Annotated in this window: 14 protein-coding genes and 1 tRNA gene; 11 read left to right on the top strand and 4 right to left on the bottom strand. The window is 61.8% G+C overall.

What is annotated here, in order from left to right; all coding sequences use genetic code 11:
* The 4 genes from aroA to aroF are packed head-to-tail and all read right to left on the bottom strand — an operon-like array spanning position 1 to position 4,397.
* Positions 1 to 1,320: a 3-phosphoshikimate 1-carboxyvinyltransferase gene (gene aroA / locus DWV43_RS01840; protein ID WP_117635291.1), complete on the bottom strand. Its 1,320-nt coding sequence runs from the start codon at positions 1,318 to 1,320 to the stop codon at positions 1 to 3.
* Positions 1,314 to 2,420 (bottom strand): 3-dehydroquinate synthase, encoded by a 1,107-nt coding sequence (aroB, locus tag DWV43_RS01835; RefSeq protein ID WP_117816849.1) that lies wholly within the window; start codon positions 2,418 to 2,420, stop codon positions 1,314 to 1,316. The genes aroA and aroB overlap by 7 nt, the downstream gene beginning before the upstream one ends.
* Positions 2,421 to 2,456: 36 nt before the next feature.
* A complete protein-coding gene (locus DWV43_RS01830) occupies positions 2,457 to 3,371 on the bottom strand; it encodes a prephenate dehydrogenase/arogenate dehydrogenase family protein (RefSeq protein WP_117816850.1) in 915 nt (304 codons plus the stop codon).
* A gap of 3 nt (positions 3,372 to 3,374) precedes the next feature.
* Positions 3,375 to 4,397, bottom strand: a complete 1,023-nt coding sequence (gene aroF, locus DWV43_RS01825; RefSeq protein WP_117786071.1) for a 3-deoxy-7-phosphoheptulonate synthase — start codon at positions 4,395 to 4,397, stop codon at positions 3,375 to 3,377.
* Positions 4,398 to 4,601: 204 nt separating this feature from the next.
* Here aroF and DWV43_RS01820 point away from each other — a divergent pair.
* The 11 genes from DWV43_RS01820 (at position 4,602) to DWV43_RS01770 (ending at position 17,708) form a co-directional block, all read left to right on the top strand.
* A tRNA-Arg gene (locus DWV43_RS01820) sits at positions 4,602 to 4,678 on the top strand.
* Positions 4,679 to 4,754: 76 nt separating this feature from the next.
* Positions 4,755 to 7,472, top strand: a complete 2,718-nt coding sequence (locus DWV43_RS01815; RefSeq protein ID WP_117816851.1) for an HAD-IC family P-type ATPase — start codon at positions 4,755 to 4,757, stop codon at positions 7,470 to 7,472.
* A 103-nt stretch (positions 7,473 to 7,575) separates the two neighbouring features.
* A complete protein-coding gene (locus DWV43_RS01810) occupies positions 7,576 to 8,724 on the top strand; it encodes a zinc ribbon domain-containing protein (RefSeq protein WP_158569805.1) in 1,149 nt (382 codons plus the stop codon).
* Between the two features lie 101 nt (positions 8,725 to 8,825).
* The gene (locus tag DWV43_RS01805; RefSeq protein WP_055249980.1) at positions 8,826 to 9,368 is read left to right on the top strand and encodes a peptidylprolyl isomerase; all 543 of its coding nucleotides are present in this window, start codon (positions 8,826 to 8,828) and stop codon (positions 9,366 to 9,368) included.
* A gap of 11 nt (positions 9,369 to 9,379) precedes the next feature.
* Entirely contained in the window at positions 9,380 to 10,684 is a 1,305-nt protein-coding gene (locus DWV43_RS01800) for a tetratricopeptide repeat protein (RefSeq protein ID WP_233503136.1), read from the top strand.
* Between the two features lie 127 nt (positions 10,685 to 10,811).
* Positions 10,812 to 11,843: a rod shape-determining protein gene (locus DWV43_RS01795; RefSeq protein ID WP_006236061.1), complete on the top strand. Its 1,032-nt coding sequence runs from the start codon at positions 10,812 to 10,814 to the stop codon at positions 11,841 to 11,843.
* A 78-nt stretch (positions 11,844 to 11,921) separates the two neighbouring features.
* Positions 11,922 to 12,863, top strand: a complete 942-nt coding sequence (gene mreC, locus DWV43_RS01790) for a rod shape-determining protein MreC (RefSeq protein WP_117564242.1) — start codon at positions 11,922 to 11,924, stop codon at positions 12,861 to 12,863.
* Positions 12,864 to 12,874: 11 nt separating this feature from the next.
* Positions 12,875 to 13,441, top strand: coding sequence for a hypothetical protein (locus tag DWV43_RS01785; RefSeq protein WP_117736659.1), 567 nt, complete (start codon positions 12,875 to 12,877; stop codon positions 13,439 to 13,441).
* A 13-nt stretch (positions 13,442 to 13,454) separates the two neighbouring features.
* Positions 13,455 to 15,524 (top strand): penicillin-binding protein 2, encoded by a 2,070-nt coding sequence (mrdA, locus tag DWV43_RS01780; protein ID WP_055249986.1) that lies wholly within the window; start codon positions 13,455 to 13,457, stop codon positions 15,522 to 15,524.
* Positions 15,525 to 15,533: 9 nt separating this feature from the next.
* Positions 15,534 to 16,760, top strand: a complete 1,227-nt coding sequence (locus tag DWV43_RS01775; RefSeq protein WP_117816853.1) for an FtsW/RodA/SpoVE family cell cycle protein — start codon at positions 15,534 to 15,536, stop codon at positions 16,758 to 16,760.
* A gap of 18 nt (positions 16,761 to 16,778) precedes the next feature.
* A complete protein-coding gene (locus DWV43_RS01770) occupies positions 16,779 to 17,708 on the top strand; it encodes a YcjF family protein (protein ID WP_117816854.1) in 930 nt (309 codons plus the stop codon).
* Positions 17,709 to 17,715: the final 7 nt, after the last annotated feature.

Genomic DNA, 17,715 nt, shown 5'->3' with positions numbered 1-17,715 from the left:
CTATTCCTCCTCGAGTGTGACCTTGCCGCCCAGCAGGCGGTAGTGGTCGAAGAAATCGGGATAGGACTTGTTGACGGCCTCGGCACCGTGGATCACGACCTCGCCGGTGGCGCGGCTCGCGGCGATAGCGGCCATCATGGCGATGCGATGGTCGTTGTGCGAATCGACCTCGCCGCCGGTAAAGGCGTCGACGCCCTTGATGATGAGGTCGTCGCCGGCAATGCGCACCTGCGCGCCCAGCGCGGTGAGCTCGCGGGTGGTGGTGACCAAGCGGTCGGATTCCTTGATGCGCAGACGGGCACAATCGCGGATAAAGGTGCGGCCCTGTGCCAGCGAGGCCACGGCCGAGATGACGGGCACCAGGTCCGGAATGTCGTGGGCACTCATCTCAAAGCCGGCGAGCTTGTCGGACTGCACGGTGGCGGCGTTGGTGGAGCGCACGATGCGGGCGCCAAAGCGCGAAAGCGCGGCAAGCACGTTACGGTCGCCCTGTGCGGAGCTTAGCGACACGCCCTCGACGGTGATTGGGTCGGTACCGATGGCGCCGGCGCACAGCCAAAAGGCGGCGTTGGACCAGTCGCCCTCGACGGCCACGCTGCCGGGCGTGCGGTACGAGCCACTGCTCACGCGGAAGTTCGTGACCTCGGGCTGGCCGTCCTTGGCCGGAATGCGCTCGACGTTGACCTCGACGCCAAAGGCCTTCATGGCCTGTATCGTCAGGTTGATGTAGGGGCGGCTCTCGATGAGGCCGGTTACCTGCACGCAGGAGGGCTGGGCCAGCAGCGGGGCTGCCAGCAGCAGGCCCGAGATGTACTGCGAGCTCACGTTGCCCGGAAGCACAAAGGTGCCCGGGCGCATGCGGCCGCTCGTCTTGAGCGGAAAACCGCCCAGACCCTGTAGGTCGCAGCCGGCGGCGATGATCTCGTCCGAGAGCGGGGAGAGCGGGCGGGCGCCCAAGCGCCCCTGACCCACAAAAGTTGCTTCTGCGCCCAGCGCGCAGGCGACGGGCAACATAAAGCGGAGCGTGGATCCACTTTCACCGCAGTCAAGCGTGCTGCCGGCAAGGGCCTTGAGCAGGCCAAACTCAACACTCTTCATGGTGGGGTGGACCTGGAAGCCGTCCTCGACGGTCTCGATGCGAGCACCCAGGGCCGTAAGGCAGCGCACCGTAGCCTCGATGTCGGCGCAGGTGGTGTTGCAGGTGACGTGTGTCTCGCCGTTGGCAAGCGCAGCGCAGATGATCAGGCGATGCGCCATCGACTTGGACGCGATGGCGGGAACGGTGCCCTTGAGCGGGGACGGGGTGATGCGGGCTAGCATGCGGATGCGTCTCCCTTCTGGCCGAGGCCCTCGGCAATGAGTTCGTGGAAAGTGGAAAGCGGTGTGCGGTCGATGCTGCAGCGGCCAATGCCGTGCGGAATCACTAGATCGATGGTGTCACCCGCGCGCTTCTTGTCGTGGAGCGCCTCGGCAAAGACGGTATCGGCATCTAGGTCGCAGCGGGTCTTGAGGCCATGGCGGGCGCAGAGTTCCTCAATACGATCGGGCAGTGCAGCATCGCAAATGCCGTGCAGGGCCGCGGCGCGCGTGATGATGCCCATGCCGATTGAAACGCAGTTGCCGTGTCCGAGCTCAAAGTGCTCGCAGGCCTCGACGGCGTGCCCGGCGCTGTGTCCAAAATTGAGGAGCTTGCGCTGGTAGGTTTCGCGCTCGTCGGCGACGACCACGGCGCGCTTGATGTCGATGTTGCGGGCGATGATGAGTGCTACGCGGGCCACATCGCGGTTGAGCAGCTCCAGCGTGAGCGGGGTCTTCTCCAGCTCGGCGAAAAGCTCCGGGTCGGCGATCACGGCGTGCTTGACGACCTCGCCGCAGCCGTCGGCGAACTGCTCGGGCGTGAGTGTGGCCAGACACCCCACGTCGGCGATAACCACGCTCGGCTGCCAAAAGGCGCCGGCCAAGTTCTTGCCGGCAGCCAGATCGATGGCGGTCTTGCCTCCCACCGACGAATCCACCATGGCGAGCAGGCTCGTTGGGATCTGCACAAACTTGCAGCCGCGCATGTAGGTGGCGGCCACAAAGCCCGCCACGTCGCCCACGACGCCGCCGCCGAGTGCCACGATCACGTCGGAGCGCGAAAGCTCGTGCTCGGCCACAAACTCCAAAATGGCAACATAGGTTTCGGCGCGCTTATGGGCCTCGCCGGCCTCGAAGGTGCAGATGCTCACCTCGTAGCCTGACGCCTCCAGGCTCTGCTTAACGGGCATCTGGTAGAGCGGGCCCACGTTGGTGTCCGTCACGATGACGGCCTTGGTGCCGCCGGCAGTGGCACGCACGAGCGGTCCCGCCTGCTCCAGCAAAAACGTGCCAACATGCACCTGGTAGGGGCGTGCAGTGTCGATATCGATGGTAATCGCCATAAGCTTCGGTCCTTTCGACCTGGCGTGATGGGTTGTCTAGTGGGAGGCCTCGTCGTCGAGTGCGCGCTTAATGCGGTCGCCCTCGGCAAGGAGATTCTCCAGATAGCGCTGGTCGCGGTCCTTGAGCGCACGGCTGTAGGCGCCAAGCGATTCGATCAGATGGTCGATCTCAAAGGCGAGCGCGTCGGCGTCGTCGATCATGAGCTCGGACCACATTTGCGGGTTGAGGTGCGCCACGCGGGTGAGATCGCGGTAGCTGCCGGCCGAAAAGCCGTGGTGGACCTGAGCGGTCGGGCTCTTAACATAGGCGTTGGAAACGACGTGCGCGAGCTGGCTCGTAAAGGCGATGACGCGGTCGTGCTCGGCGGCGCTGGTCACGCTGAACTTGCCAAAGCCCAAGGGGCGTACCATCTCGCGCACCTGGCCCAAAAGCTCCAGTTTGAGCGCATCGTCCACCGCGGGCGGTACGAGCACGAGCGGTGCGCCCTGGAACAGGTCGGAGCGGGAGTGCGCATAGCCCGAAAACTGGGTGCCCGCCATGGGGTGCGCGCCCACAAAGTAAAAGCCGTGCTCGCGGGCAAGCTCAAAGGCGCGCTCGCACACGATGCCCTTGACGCCCACCGTGTCGATCACCACGGGGCCCATGATGGCTTCGGTATCGGTGGCGTCGGCGAGTGCCTGGGCGTGCGCCTCGAGCCACTCGATGCAGGCCTCGGGGTAGCAAGCCAGGACGATGATGTCACATTCGCCGAGCGTCTCGTCGTTGAGCTCTCCGGCGACGGTGCCCATGCTGGCGGCTGTCATGACATCGTCATCGGGATCCCAGGCCAGCACGCGAACGCCCGCCTGCGCATAGCCGCGGGCAAAGCTGCCGCCGATGAGGCCAAGGCCGACGATACCGGCACGCTTGGGGCCGCCCTGGTTAACGCGCGCGTTTCTCACTGTACCCATGGGCTACTCCATGGTCTCTTGGCAGACAACCTCGCGGATGGCTCGGATGCGGCGCATGGTGTCGTCGAACTGATCGGGGGTGAGGGCCTGGGCGCCGTCGGACCATGCGCGGCTGGGCTCGTCGTGGACCTCGATCTCCAGGCCGTTGGCACCGCAGGCGGTCGCGGCGAGCGCCATGGGCTCAACGTAGCGGGTGTAGCCGGTGGCGTGGCTGGGGTCGGCGACGACGGGCAGGTGCGACAGGTGGTGCAGCACCGGCACGGCGTTGAGGTCGAAGGTGTTGCGAGTACGGGTCTCGAAGGTGCGGATGCCGCGCTCGCACAGGATGACGTTGTCGTTGCCCTCGCTCATGATGTACTCGGCGGCCATGAGCAGCTCATCGATCGTGCCGGACATGCCGCGCTTAAGCAAGATCGGAGTCTTGGTCTTGCCGACCTCTTTGAGCAGGGGGAAGTTCTGGGCGTTGCGGGCGCCGATCTGCATGACGTCGATCTTCTTGTCCAGGAAGACCTGCACGTCGCGTGGGTCCATGATCTCGGTGACGATCGGCATGTCGAGCTCAGCAGACGCCTCGCACAGCAGGTCCAGACCGGCGGGGCCCATGCCCTGGTAGGCGTAAGGGGAAGTGCGGGGCTTGTAGGCACCGCCGCGCAGCATCGTGGCACCGGCGGCCTTCACGCGGCGGGCGATGCGGATGAGGTTCTCGCCCTCGACGGAGCACGGGCCGGCGATGACCTGGAACTGATCGCCGCCGATCTTGACGCCGTGGCCGCAGTCGATGACGGAGTCCTCGGGGTGGAACTTGCGATTGGCGCGCTTGAACGGCTCGGAGACGCGCTGCACGCGCTCGACGACGTCCATGGACTCGAGCAGGAACGGGTCGATCTTGGTCGTATCGCCCACCAGGCCGATGATCGTCTCGTTCTCGCCGCGCGAGACATCGGTCTTCAGGCCCTTTTTCTCAATCCAGCTGACGATATGGCTGACGGCCTCGTCGCTGGCGCTCTCTTTTAAAATTGCAATCATGGTGTGCCTCTCACCTCGATGGATAACCCTTGCAAAAACGGCCCGCATCGCGAGCCGTGTACATATGGTGCATGAGAGTTTATACTATCAGACTCGCTTTTGCCTTCTAAAGTGGGCCGTTGAGCCGCGTCTTCCTCGGAATTGCAAAGCTTTTTCTTTTATTTTGATAGCCCGTGGTGCACTTGGGTATAATGCCAAACGTTGGCCCTATTAGCTCAGGGGATTAGAGCGTCTGCCTCCGGAGCAGAAGGCCGTTGGTTCGAATCCAACATGGGGCACCATCGAACGTGAGACCGTCCGAACCTCGCATGGTCCGGGCGGTTTTTCTTATACCGACGCGACGTGATGGGACGTGGTATGGCAGCAACGGATATCGAGCGCGGACTCTCGACCGCCGAGGTCGAGGAGCGCATCGCCGCCGGTAAGATCAACCGCAACATGGAACTCAAGACCAAGTCGGTCCGCGAGCTCATCATCGAGAACCTCTGCACGCTGTTCAATTTGATCAACGTGATTTTGGCGTTCCTAGTCATTTTGACCGGTTCGTTTAAGAATCTGACGTTCCTGTTCGTGGTGTTCCTCAATACCGCTATTGGCGTCATCCAGTCCATGCGTTCCAAGAAGATGGTCGATAAGCTCACGCTGCTGACCTCCAAGAAGGCCATTGCGGTGCGCGACGGCGCCGAGGTGGAGCTCGACCTGGACCAGATCGTGCTCGACGATATCATCCGTCTGGGGCGCGGCGACCAGATTCCCGCTGACGCCGTGGTGGTTTCGGGCGAGGCGCTCGTGAATGAGAGCCTGCTGACGGGCGAGAGCGATCTTATTAAGAAACAGCCCGGTTCCGAGCTCATGAGCGGCAGCTTTATCGACTCGGGCCTGCTGCGCGCCCGCGTGATCCATGTCGGCGCCGACAACTACGTAGCCAAAATTAATAACGAGGCCAAGTACGTCAAAAAGGTCAATTCCGAGATCATGAACGCGCTTAACGCCATCGTGCGGTTTGCGAGCATCATCATGATCCCGCTCGGTTTGGCGTTGTTTTCCTCGAGTGTGAGCGAGCTGTGGGATGCCGCGGGAACCCCGGGCGATAGCGCGCTTTCGTGGTGCTTCTCCGAGCTGCTGGCCGGCCGCGTGCCCTCGTCGGCGCTGCTGTCCACGGTGGGCGCCCTGCTGGGCATGATCCCGCAAGGCCTGGTGCTGCTGACCTCGTCGGTGCTCGCCATCGCCACGGTGCGCCTGGCCCGCCGCAAGGTGCTGGCGCAGCAGCTCTACTGCATCGAGACGCTCGCGCGCGTCGACGTGCTGTGCCTGGACAAGACGGGCACCATCACGTCGGGTCGCATGGAGGTCGAGGGCACGTATCCGCTGCCGGTCGAGGGTATGGGTGCGGGGGAGAGCGACGCCGCCGTTCCCGTCGATACCACGGTGCTCGATTTTGCGCTGGCTAACGTGGCGCGTGCGACTTCGGCCGATGCCAACGAGACCTGCCAGGCGCTGCTCAACTATTACGCCGATCGCCCGGTCGAGGTGTCTGAGCCGCTGTCGGTCATTCCGTTCTCGTCCTCCAAAAAGTGGAGTGGCGCTTCGTTTGCGCAGGGCTCCTATGTGATGGGCGCTGCGCAGTTTGTGCTTTCGGAGCGTGCGTTTGCCCAGGTCGAGAACCGTGTCGCCGAGCTTGCCGATACCTGCCGCGTGCTCGTGGTGGCGCTCGTGGACGGCTTTACGCCCGATGGCGATATGGTGGGCGAGGCTGAGCCCGTGGGCTTTGTGACCATCCGCGACGAGATTCGTACCTCGGCGGCCGAGACCATCGGCTACTTTAACGAGCAGGGCGTGACCCTCAACGTGATCAGTGGCGACGACCCGCGTACGGTGTCGTCGATCGCGCGCGTTGTGGGCGTGCCGGGGGCGGACGCTTATGTGGACGCCACGACGCTCGATACGCCGGCCAAGCTCGATGCCGCAGTGGACCGCTACCATGTCTTTGGTCGTGTGACCCCGCAGCAGAAGCGCGAGCTCGTGCAGGCGCTCAAGCGCCGCGAGCACACCGTGGCCATGACGGGCGACGGCGTCAACGACGTGCTGGCGCTCAAGGAGGCCGACTGCTCCGTGGCCATGGCGGCCGGCTCCGATGCCGCGCGTAACGTGGCCGAGATCGTGCTCGTCGACAACGACTTTGCCTCGATGCCCGCCGTGGTGGCCGAGGGCCGTCGCTCCATCAACAACCTGCAGCGTTCGGCTTCGCTGTTCCTGACTAAGACGCTGTTCTCGATGGGCCTGGCGGCGCTGTGCATCGCGCTGCCGCCGTACCCTTTCGAGCCGATTCAGATGACGCTCATCAACTTCTTCTGCATCGGCGCGCCGGGCTTTGTGTTGGGCCTGGAGCCCAACAATGCTCGCGTGAAGGGGTCGTTCCTGACGAACGTGCTCAAGCGGGCACTGCCGGCGTCGATTGCGGTCATTTTGGCTGCGGCGCTCGATATCTTTGTGGCGCGCGTGTTTGGCTTTAGCCAGCTCACGCTGTCTACGATGTGCCTGCTTACGTCGTGCGCGGCGAGCGTCAGCCTGATCTGGCGAATCTCGCAGCCCCTCACGCCCTTACGTGTGGTGCTCTTTGTGTTTGTAGTCGCCGGCATCTTGGTAGGCGTTATCGGATTCCCGGAGCTGCTGTCTATTGCCAATCTGACGATGGGTCAGATGGTTTTCTTGGCTGCCATCGTGGTCTTTACCTGCTCGGTGTTCTTTAAGCTCGCCACGATGATGGATTCGCTCAGGCCGCGTCGTCGTCATGCCGCAACTGGTTTTGGCCGCGGTGTGCGCGTCCGCCTGGGTCGCGGTGGCGGCAAGGTGAGCTCGACGGGTTCGACGGCGGAGCGTTTTGCCAAGCGCGTCGCCGCCGACATGGCGCAGCGCCGCGAAGCTCGCACCGTTCGTGAGGCCGAGGCCCGCGCACTCGAGGGCGTGGCCCAGGCCCAGCCCAAGAAAAAGAAGAGTACCGGAGTCAAGCGCTCCCGCGTAACCAAGTCCGCCCAAGGCATCAAAGTCTCGATGCCGAGCAAAAAGAAGAAGTAACTACGCGCCCTGGCGATGTTGAATTGGTGCCTTGCTCCTGTGGGGCCTTGGCGATGTTATGCTCTAACCTCGATTGTTTGAATTGCTTCGAAAAGAGGATGCCGTGATCTGTCCGCATTGCCTTAAGACCATCGAGGACGGCGCCTCGTTCTGCCCCTACTGCAACGCCTATGTGGGTCCGGGCGATGGTCCCGAGCACACCGAGTTTGTGTTCTGTGAGGGCTGCGGTGCCCGTCTTTCTCCGCATGATCGTACGTGCCCCAAATGTGGACGCCCCGCTCCGGGTATCCTCTCCGAGGACGCGGCAGCATCCGACCTGGCAGCGGGCCGCACGGCGGGCTTTCCGCGCCTAACGCAAGAGCAGATCGATACCGAGGTGCCGCATGCGCCGGCCTCTGCCGCTGCGGTGCTTTCGGACGCCGCCGACCCCAATGAGACCTGCGTGCTGCCGGCTTTCGATAAGGATTTCGGTATCCCCAAGGTCGATATTCCCACGCCCGTTTCCCTGCATGACGATGCTCAAAAACCCAAGCGCAAGGTGCACCCCGACGAGGACGCCTATCACAAGCATAAGCGTCATATCCCCAAGCCGCTCGTCGTCATCGCGGTCCTTGCCGTCGTTTGCGGCGGTGCCTATTGGTTCGTGACGACCGATCCCATGGGTGTCATGCCCGGCTTCTACGACCAGTTTGGCCAAGCTGCACAGACCACCTTCCCCACGCGCCAAAAGGGCGAGGCCACTGAGGACGATACCAAGCAGGACGATTCTGCGGAGGTGGTCCAGGAAGAAACCGTGCTCACCGATGATCAGCTCTATACCAGGCTCGACGGTCTGTATCAGACCATCGTGTCCTACGCTGACGAGGACCAGATCGGCGAGGTCATCGATTCCTTTAACAACGGTTATCTCCGAACGCCGCTGTCCACCCGTCAGGAGCTGTCGCAGAGTGCCTACGCCCTGCGCGACCAGATCAAAAAGACGCAAGATGAGCTTAACAACCTGAAAGTACAGGACGATACGGTCTATGCGGATGACATCGCCCACTTAAAGCAGCTTGCCGAGTGGATGTATGAGCGCGTCGACGTGATCTGCCAGAGCTGGGATATCTCGCTGGCCATTCCCGATGGCGAGTCGATGAGTTCCCACCAAAGCGAGATCCTGGCGCCCATCGCGCAGGGCGGCAACAGCGCGCTGAACCAGTACGATGCCAATGTGGGTTCCTGGAAGCCGCAGCAGCGTTCCTTAAATTAGTTCGCCATAGTCGGCATAACCTACGTGCGCAATTGATGTAAGCCCGTGCTTATTGCTACAATTCGTACAAATATGCTTTAAACGCACGAGGAAGGAACCACATGTTTGGTTTTAAGAAAGAGCTCTACACGCCCGAGTATCAGCTTGTCGGCGACGAGTGTGCCGTAATCGAGACGTCGAAGGGTACCATCAAGGTCAAGTTTGACGGCGAGGGCGCTCCCATTCATGTCGCGAACTTCTGCGAGCTTTCCACGATGGGCTTCTATGATGGCCTTAAGTTCCATCGCTATGTGCCCGGTTTTGTTATCCAGGGCGGGGACCCCAATACCCGCGACATGTCCGGCGCCGACGTCGCTGCCGGTCTTGAGGGCCCCGACGGCATGCCCGGTACCGGTGGCCCCGGCTACTGCATCAAGGGCGAGTTTGCCACCAATCCGCGCAACAGCCATGTCGATGGCGCCCTTGCCATGGCACGCTCCATGGACCCCGATTCCGCGGGTTCGCAGTTCTACTTCTGCCTGGGTGCCCAGCATAATCTCGATTCCGGTTACACCGTCTTTGGTACCACGGTCGAGGGTCTCGATGTGATTTCGCAGCTGCGTGCCGGCGACGAGATCGTTCATGTCGAGATCGTTCACGAGTAAAGGGGACTTCCTTGAATAGCCAGCTGATCCAACAGGGCCGCGCCGCTTACCGCGCGGGTGATTTTTCCGCTGCAGCCCAGATGCTTGGGGCGGCAAAGACTCCCGATGAGATTATGGGCGAGGCCGATCACCTTCGTGGCAACGCCTTGATGCACCTGGGCATGTATGCCGAGGCCGCCGAGGCCTATGCCGCCGCCCTCAACGACGGTACCTACGGCAAGCGCGGCGCGCTGCTCACCAACCGCGGCAAGGCGCTCGCCGCCGTGGGCGACTACACGACGGCCGCTCAGGCTTTCTCTGCCGCTACGCAGGATGCTTCCTATGCCACGCCGTTCAAGGCCTATCTGGGCCTGGGCAATGCGCTGTTCCAGTCGGGCGACTATGCCAACGCGGGAACCGCCTTCCGTCAGGCTGCCATCGACGGCGCCAATCCGGCTCCTGCCGCCGCACTCGGCGAGCTCGGTCGTTGCTTCATTAAGCTCGGCCGTCCGGCGGATGCCGTGGAGACCTACCGCACGGCTATCGACTTCGCCGGCCCCCGCGACGACACGCGTGCGCTCAACGCCGGCATGGGTCAGGCGCTTTCTGCCGCCGGCCGTCCCTCCGACGCACTCGACGCCTTTAACGCCGCTACTGCCGATGGCATCTACCAGCTCACCTCCGAGCAGGCCGATGAGCTTGCCCGCGTGCAGGATTCGCTTGCTGCGCTGTCTGCCCAGACGGCTATGGCCACGGCTCCGGCGCCCGCGATGGACGCTCCTGCCGTCGATCCGCTCGATCCTACGGGCGCGACCGGTCAGTTTATGCCCGATCCCTCGGACACCGGCTTCTTTACGCTGTCCGAGTCCGAGATGGTCCAGCAGGACCGTCAGGATCGTAAGCAGGCCAAGGTCCGTCGCCGCCATCGCCACACGGGCCTCAAAGTCTTCATCGTGCTGCTTCTGCTCATTTTGATCGCCGCGGGCGGTCTGGGCTTTGCCTACACGCGCGGCTTTGGCTTCCCGTCTCAGGAGTCTGTCGTTACCGATCTGTTCCAGGCTGCCGGTGACGGTGACACCGCAAAGGCCGAGTCTTGCCTGGCCTCGAGCCTGTCCGAGGACGCTAAGTCGATGATCATCTCCTCGATTCCGCAGGGTGCCACCGTGTCCGTCGAGGGCATGGATCAGTCCATGACCGAGACGACCGCTAAGGTGAAGGCATCGCTGTCCAAGGGCGGCGAGCAGGAGTACACCGTCAAATTCGTGCGCTCCGACAACCATATCGGCTGGGCCGTTTCTTCGCTTGATATGGATTTCTCGGCTGCTGACAACCAGTAGTGACCTTATGGGATTTAGCTTTGCCCGGCGCTTCACCGCAAGTGAGGTGCCGGGCTTGCGCTAGTATGATGAGCTAGTAGTTTTCCAGCAATCATCCAACACATCAGGAGTTGCGTTGTTTTCTTTGATGGATATGTTCTTCGGTAGCTATGCGGGCGATCTTGCCATCGACCTCGGCACCGCCAATACGCTTGTCTCCGTGCGCGGCAAGGGCATCGTCATTCGCGAGCCCTCTGTTGTCGCCATCGACAAGAACGACGAGCGCATCTTGGCGGTCGGTATCGAGGCAAAGCGCATGCTCGGCCGTACGCCCGGCAACATCGTGGCCGTTCGTCCCCTGAAGGACGGCGTCATCGCCGACTTCGATGTTACCGAGGCCATGCTTCGCTACTTTATCGATAAGGCGTCCGAGAAGCGCTATCCGTGGACTCCGCGTCCGCGTGTTGTCGTCTGCGTTCCCTCCGGTGTCACGTCGGTTGAGAAGCGCGCTGTCTTTGAGGCCACGATCCAGGCCGGTGCCCGCCAGGCCTATCTGATCGAAGAGCCTATGGCAGCCGCTATCGGCGCCGACCTGCCCGTCGAGGAACCCACCGGCTCCATGGTCATCGACATCGGCGGCGGTACCACCGAGGTCGCCGTTATCGCTATGGGCGGCATCGTCGTCTCGCAGTCCATTCGTATTGCCGGCGACGAGTTCGATCAGGCCATCCTCACGCACGTTCGTGATGCCTACAACCTGGCCATCGGCGAGCGTACGGCAGAGGACATCAAGATCAAGGTCGGTTCCGCCGTGCCGCTCAAGGACGAGCTCGACGTTGAGGTCAACGGCCGCGACGTGATCACCGGTCTGCCCAAGACCGTGCGCATCGAGAGCGAGGAGATTCGTCGCGCGCTCAACAAGCCGCTCGACGAGATGGCCAAGGCCGTCAAGGACGCACTCGACGCTACGCCTCCCGATCTTGCCTCGGACCTTATGTACTACGGCATTTTGCTGACCGGTGGCGGCGCGCTGCTGCGCGGTCTCGATGTGCGCCTGCGCGATGAGACCGGCGTTTCGGTCAACGTCAGCCCCACGGCGCTCGATAACGTCGTTAACGGCTGTGCCCGCGTGCTCGAGGCCAATGCGTTTGATGGCGGCTTCGTCCAGACCAATGCTTAATTTCCAAAAGGTGGATTCCATTTGGCACGATCTTCGGGTTTCTCCACAAATCTGAATACCAAGCGACAATCAACGGGTATGCGCCCGTTGATTGTTTTCAGCCTGATTTCGGTGTTGCTGCTCACGTTTTACATCCGCGAGGGCGAGGCAGGACCGATTCATGCCGTGCGCTCGGGCGTGACGACGATTACCTCGCCGGTGCGCTTTGTGGGCTCGGCTGTGGCGGCTCCCTTCAATGCGATCGGTAACGTGTTCTCTAACCTTACGGCGTCGCAGGACACGCTTGACGAGCTTAAGAAGCAAAACGAGGAACTGACCTCTAAGGTTGCCGAGCTCTCCGAGGCTCAAAAGACCGCCGAGCGACTGGAGGGGCTGGTCGGCCTGCAGTCGACCTACAACCTCAAATCAACCGCAGCTCGTATCGTCGGCGCTTCGGGCGATGCCTGGACCTCGACCGTCACCATCGATAAGGGTTCTGCCGACGGTCTTACCATCAACATGCCTGTGACGAGTTCTGCCGGTGTCATAGGCCAGATTATCGAGGTCTCGGCCAAGACGTCCACCGTGCGCCTGATTGGCGATGAGAACTCGGGCGTGTCCGCTATGGTGCAGGACACGCGCGCCCAGGGCATGCTGCAGGGTCAGGCTGACGGCACGCTGCGTCTTGAGTACGTGAGCGTCGATTCCGACGTTAAGGTTGGCGACATCATCGTGACCTCGGGCATTGGCGGTGTGTTCCCCAAGGGTCTACCGCTCGGCACCGTCTCGTCTGTTGAGAAATCGGCTAACGACGTGTACTACACCATTGTGGTGCGCGCCCAGACGACGGCCGAGAACAACGAGGAAGTGCTGGTCATTACCTCGCTGACCGACGAACAGTCGGCCTCGGATGAGGACGTGAACACGGCCAACAGCACGCCGCAGGGAACGTCGCGCGATGCTGCGACCAAGACGAAGGACGAGAGCCCGGATGACAGTTCCGACACGTCCGAGACGACCGATTCCGGCTCGAGCGAATAGGGGGCATGTCCATGGATCTACACGAGCAGGGGATGAGCTCCCGCACGTTTGTAATCGCCGCCATTGTGTGCGTGCTGCTGCAGGCAGGCCTGGCACCGCAGATCTCCATTGCGGGCGGTCGCGTCAACTTTATGATTATCCTGGTGTGCCTAAGCGTGTTCTCGGGCGACCCGACCCGTGCCGTCGTGTGCGGTTTTTGCAGCGGCTTGTTCTATGACCTTTCCGCTGCCGTGCCGGTGGGCGTTATGTCGCTCCTGCTGACCGTGGGTTCTTTTGCCCTGGTGCATAGCGCCGCCGGTCAGACGGGCGGTACCCCGAGCGCGCGCGGCATCACTGTGGGTGCCTTCGCGCTTGTCATTAATGTGATCTACAGCATCATCTTGCTGTTTATGGGTTTGGAGACGAGCTTTGTCGTGGCGCTCTTCGGCCATGCGCTGCCGTCTTCGATCCTGACGGGTCTGGTTGCCATTCCGTTTTTGATGTCCGGCGTCGTGCCGCAGTCCGGTTATGGATTCTCCGCACGTGGCGGACGCCAGACGGGCATGCGCTTTAAGCCCAAGACCCGTAAGCTCAAATAGGGGAGGCCTGTAGATGTCTTCCCAGATGACGGTTATTATCGCCGGTATCGTGCTGGTAGTGGCCATCGTGGTCGCGCTGGTCATCATGCGTCGCGGCGATTCTCGTTTTACCTACGATACGCAGCATGGAACGGCCCCGCGCGCCACCGAGGGCGAGGGCAATACCGCGGCGACCGCCTTTAAGGGCCGCTTCTCCATCCTCACCACGGGTGTGGGCGCGATGTTCGCGGCGCTTGCCGTCAAGCTGTGGGGCATGCAGATGGTCTCGTCGGACTATTACGAAAAGCAGGCTAATAGCAATCAGACGCGCACCGTTACCACACCCGCTGTGCGCGGCCGCATCCTCGACCGCAATGGCGTGGCACTTGTCCAGAACCGTCCCTCACTTGCTGTCGTGGCCTACCGCGACCTTGCCGAGGATGAGGTTCTGGTTCGCCATCTTGCCAACGTGCTCGGTATGCCCTACGTGGCGGTTCTGCGCAATATTCAGGACAATTCCGAGGGTGCTCAGAGCCTGCATACCATCGCGACGGACGTCCGTCGCTCCACGGTTGCCTATATTCAGGAGCACGCCGGCGAGTTCCCGGGCGTCAAGATTGCCGAGCGTACCGAGCGCCAGTATCCGTACGGCGAGACGGCATGCCATATCTTGGGCTATACCGGCACCATTACCTCCGAGCAGCTCGAGGCCCAGAATAAGAAAACCTCTGGCGATGATGATGCTTCTGCTGGCCGGATTACGTACCAGTCGGGCGATATCGTGGGCCAGGCGGGTGTTGAGAGCTACTACGAAAACCTGCTGCAGGGTATTCGTGGCGAGCAGACCGTCAAGGTCGATGCCTCGGGCAATGTGACCGGTCAGGCCGGCGCCGTGCCCGCCAAGGCCGGCTCCGACATTAAGCTCACGCTCGATCTTAAGATCCAACAGGCCTGTGAGACGGCGCTGGCGAGCGCCATCGAGCTTGCCAAGACCACTGGCTACAGCAATGCCGGCAACGGCGCTGTGGTGTGTCTCGATCCCAACAATGGCGAGATCCTGGGCATGGCGAGCGAGCCCAAGTTCGATCCGTCCGTCTTTATCGGCGGCGTCTCAAATGACGTGTGGACCGAGCTCAATGATGACAAGGGTTCGCACCCGCTGCTTAACCGCGCCATTAGCGGACAGTACATGTCGGCCTCGACCATCAAGCCGCTCTCGGCACTGGCCGGTCTTGAGTTTGGAACCTACACTTCAACGCAGACAACCAACTGCACGGGCTATTGGACGGGCCTGGGCAAGGCTTGGGGCAAGCGCTGCTGGCTGACGTCTGGCCACGGCACCATGACGCTGCAGTCGGGTATCGCCAACTCGTGCGACCCCGTCTTCTACGACATGGGCAAGGCCTTCTTTTATGACGAGCAACATTCCGAGGGCCTGCAGGAGGTCTTTCGTCGCTGGGGCCTAGGCAAGACCTGCGGTATCGATCTGCCGAGTGAGGGCGCGGGCCGTATTCCCGATGCCGAGTGGAAAGAGTCGTACTTTACCGACGCCTCTGCCGAGGACCGCAAGTGGAATGCCGGCGATATGACCAACATTGCCATCGGCCAAGGCGACATCCTGGTGACGCCCCTGCAGATGGCGTGCGCCTATATGGGTCTTGCCAACGGCGGCAAACAGTACGTGCCTCACGTGTTTTTGTCTGCCGTGTCGCGCGATGGCGACGGCGATGCCTATAAGTACAACGGCAAGGGCAAGAAGAAGCGCCTGGAGGCCAAGATCAACAGCGATTCGGATTTGACTCTTGTTCGCAACGGCATGCACGACGTGATTTACACGGCATCGACGTCCCTGGCGGCTCACTTTGGCACCCTGACGCCGCAGGTGTACGGCAAGTCGGGCACGGGCGAGAAAAGCGGCGAGGACGAATACGCGTGGTTCTGCGCCTATGCACCGGCCGATGATCCCAAGTATGTCATCGCTACTGTCCTGGAGCAGGGCGGCGGTGGTTCGGATACCGCGATGCATGTCGTGCGCGACGTGCTCGGCGTGATTTATGACGAGCCCGATACCTCTTCGGCCTCGGGCGATTCTTCGGTTCGATAGGAGGTTGCGATGGATTTTTCTCCGGCGGATCTGTTCCGTTCAACCAAGACCGGCTCTCGCAGCAGCCTGGACCGCGTCAACAAGCAACTTTCGGCCTCGCGCGGTACGTTTCGCCAAAAGGTGCATATCGGTGTGCTGCTGGCTACCGTCGCGCTCGTTGCCTATGGCGCCATCATTATTTGGTCGGCTTCACAGTTTAAGGCCGATGCTTCGTTCTCACGCCATCTGCTGGGAATTGGTATCGGGGCGATGCTGGCGGTGCTGGTCTGGCGTACCGATCTGCGCGGCATCTCTAACTTCTCGACGGCGCTGCTCGTCATTGACCTTATTGTGATCTTCTCGCCCAAGATTCCGGGCCTGTCCTATACGGGCGGTCTGGGCATGACGGGCTGGATCAAGATTCCCGGTATCGGCTTGACATTCCAGCCGGTTGAGCTTGCCAAGCTCATCACCATCTTCTTTATCGCCACGCTTGGCTCGCAGTATAACGGCCGCATCGATACCGTTCGCGACTACGTCAAGCTCTGCGGCATGCTGTCCATCCCGTTTTTGGCCGTCGTTGCCATGGGCGACCTGGGCTCGGGCCTGGTCGTGCTGGTCTCGGGCGCCATCGTCATCTGCATGAGCGGTGCGCGCCGCGAATGGGTGCTGTCGACCCTGGCCCTGCTTGTGGGCCTGGTGGCCCTCGTCCTGGCGCTCGATTCGGTCTTTGATTCGTTGCTCGGCCACGATGTGCTCATCAAGCAGTATCAGATGAACCGCCTGACGGTCTTTATCGACCCCGATAATGCCGATTCGGACGATGCCTACAACCTGCAGCAGTCGCTTATCGCCGTTGGCTCGGGCGGCTTCTTTGGTAAGGGTTTGGGCCATGCGACGCAGTCGGCCGGCGGCTTTCTGCCTGAGTTCCACACCGACTTCGTCTTCGCCTTCCTGTCCGAGACCTTTGGCTTTTGCGGTTCCTTTTTGCTCCTGTGCCTCTACGTGCTGCTGATCTTTTCGACGATTCGCGTCGCCTTTAAGTGTGAGTCGCTGTTCTTGCGCCTATCGTGTGTGGGCATCGTTGGCATGTGGGCGTTCCAGACCTTCGAAAACATCGGCATGTGCATCGGCATGATGCCGATAACTGGTATTCCGCTACCGTTTATTAGCTTCGGTTCGTCTTCGATGATGATTCAGCTGCTGACGGTGGGTATCGTACAATCCATATGGCGGCATCGTTCGGGCGCCGCGTAACCGCTGGAGGGGTTTGCTATGAAAATTCCCGTAGATAAGCTGACCCGCGCTTTTAAGATGGGCGCGTCCGTTAAGAAGGATTCCGATACGCCGGTGCGCGTCTCGGTCTATTTGGATTCGTCCGCCTCGCGCTTTCTGGCCGAGACGGTGCGTGACGCCTTTGTGCCGCAGACGACCTCGGGCATTGTGCGCGTCGAGCGTCTGGGGGAGGAGCGAATTACTCCAAAGACCGATACCGATGTGGTGCTGGTGCTCTCGTGCGGCTCCGACCGCTTGGAGAGTGCCGTGCAGGAGCTCGTGATCGCCGGCGCCCCCGTGTGCGTGCTTGCCGAGTCTGCTGTGGAGGTGCCGTTTATCGAGGAATCCACGCCCATGCTCGGCGTGGTAGCAGCAACCGATAAGACGTATCTGCTCGAGACGCTTGCCCGCTGGATTCTCGATCGCACCGAAAAGGAAACGGCTTTTGCGGCGAACTTTGCCTTCATGCGCATCGCGGCGGCCAATCGTATCATCACCTCGTGCGCGCTCACCAATATGGCGACCGGTGCGCTGGTGTTTTTGCCGGGCGCCGATTATCCCGTTATGGCGCTGGCGCAGGTGGGCATGCTCTTTGAGCTCGCTGCCGTCTTTGGACGCGGCATTAAGCCTGAGCGCGGCTACGAGGTCGCTGGCGTGCTTGCCGGCGGTCTTGTGATCCGCGCGGTCACCCGCGCGCTCGTCAAGCAGACGCCGCATATTGGGTTTGCCGTCAAGGCGCTCACTGCTGCTGCGGGCACCTATGGCATGGGCCGTGCGCTCGTTTCGCTCTACGAGCGCGATGTCGACTACAGCCGTGCCAACGAGGTGGTCACTGCCACGTTCTCCCGCGTTCGCGATCTGGTGACCACGGTCGCGGGTGCTACCCGTCCTATGGCGTCCTACCAAGACGCATCCGATCTCGCTGCTTAGGGGTTAT

Origin of the sequence: Collinsella sp. AF05-9, assembly GCF_003465595.1 — a bacterium.
In the GTDB taxonomy this organism is placed as follows: domain Bacteria; phylum Actinomycetota; class Coriobacteriia; order Coriobacteriales; family Coriobacteriaceae; genus Collinsella.
The sequence above is the reverse complement of the archived record's forward strand: the minus strand, read 5'-3'. Positions and strand labels throughout refer to the sequence as shown.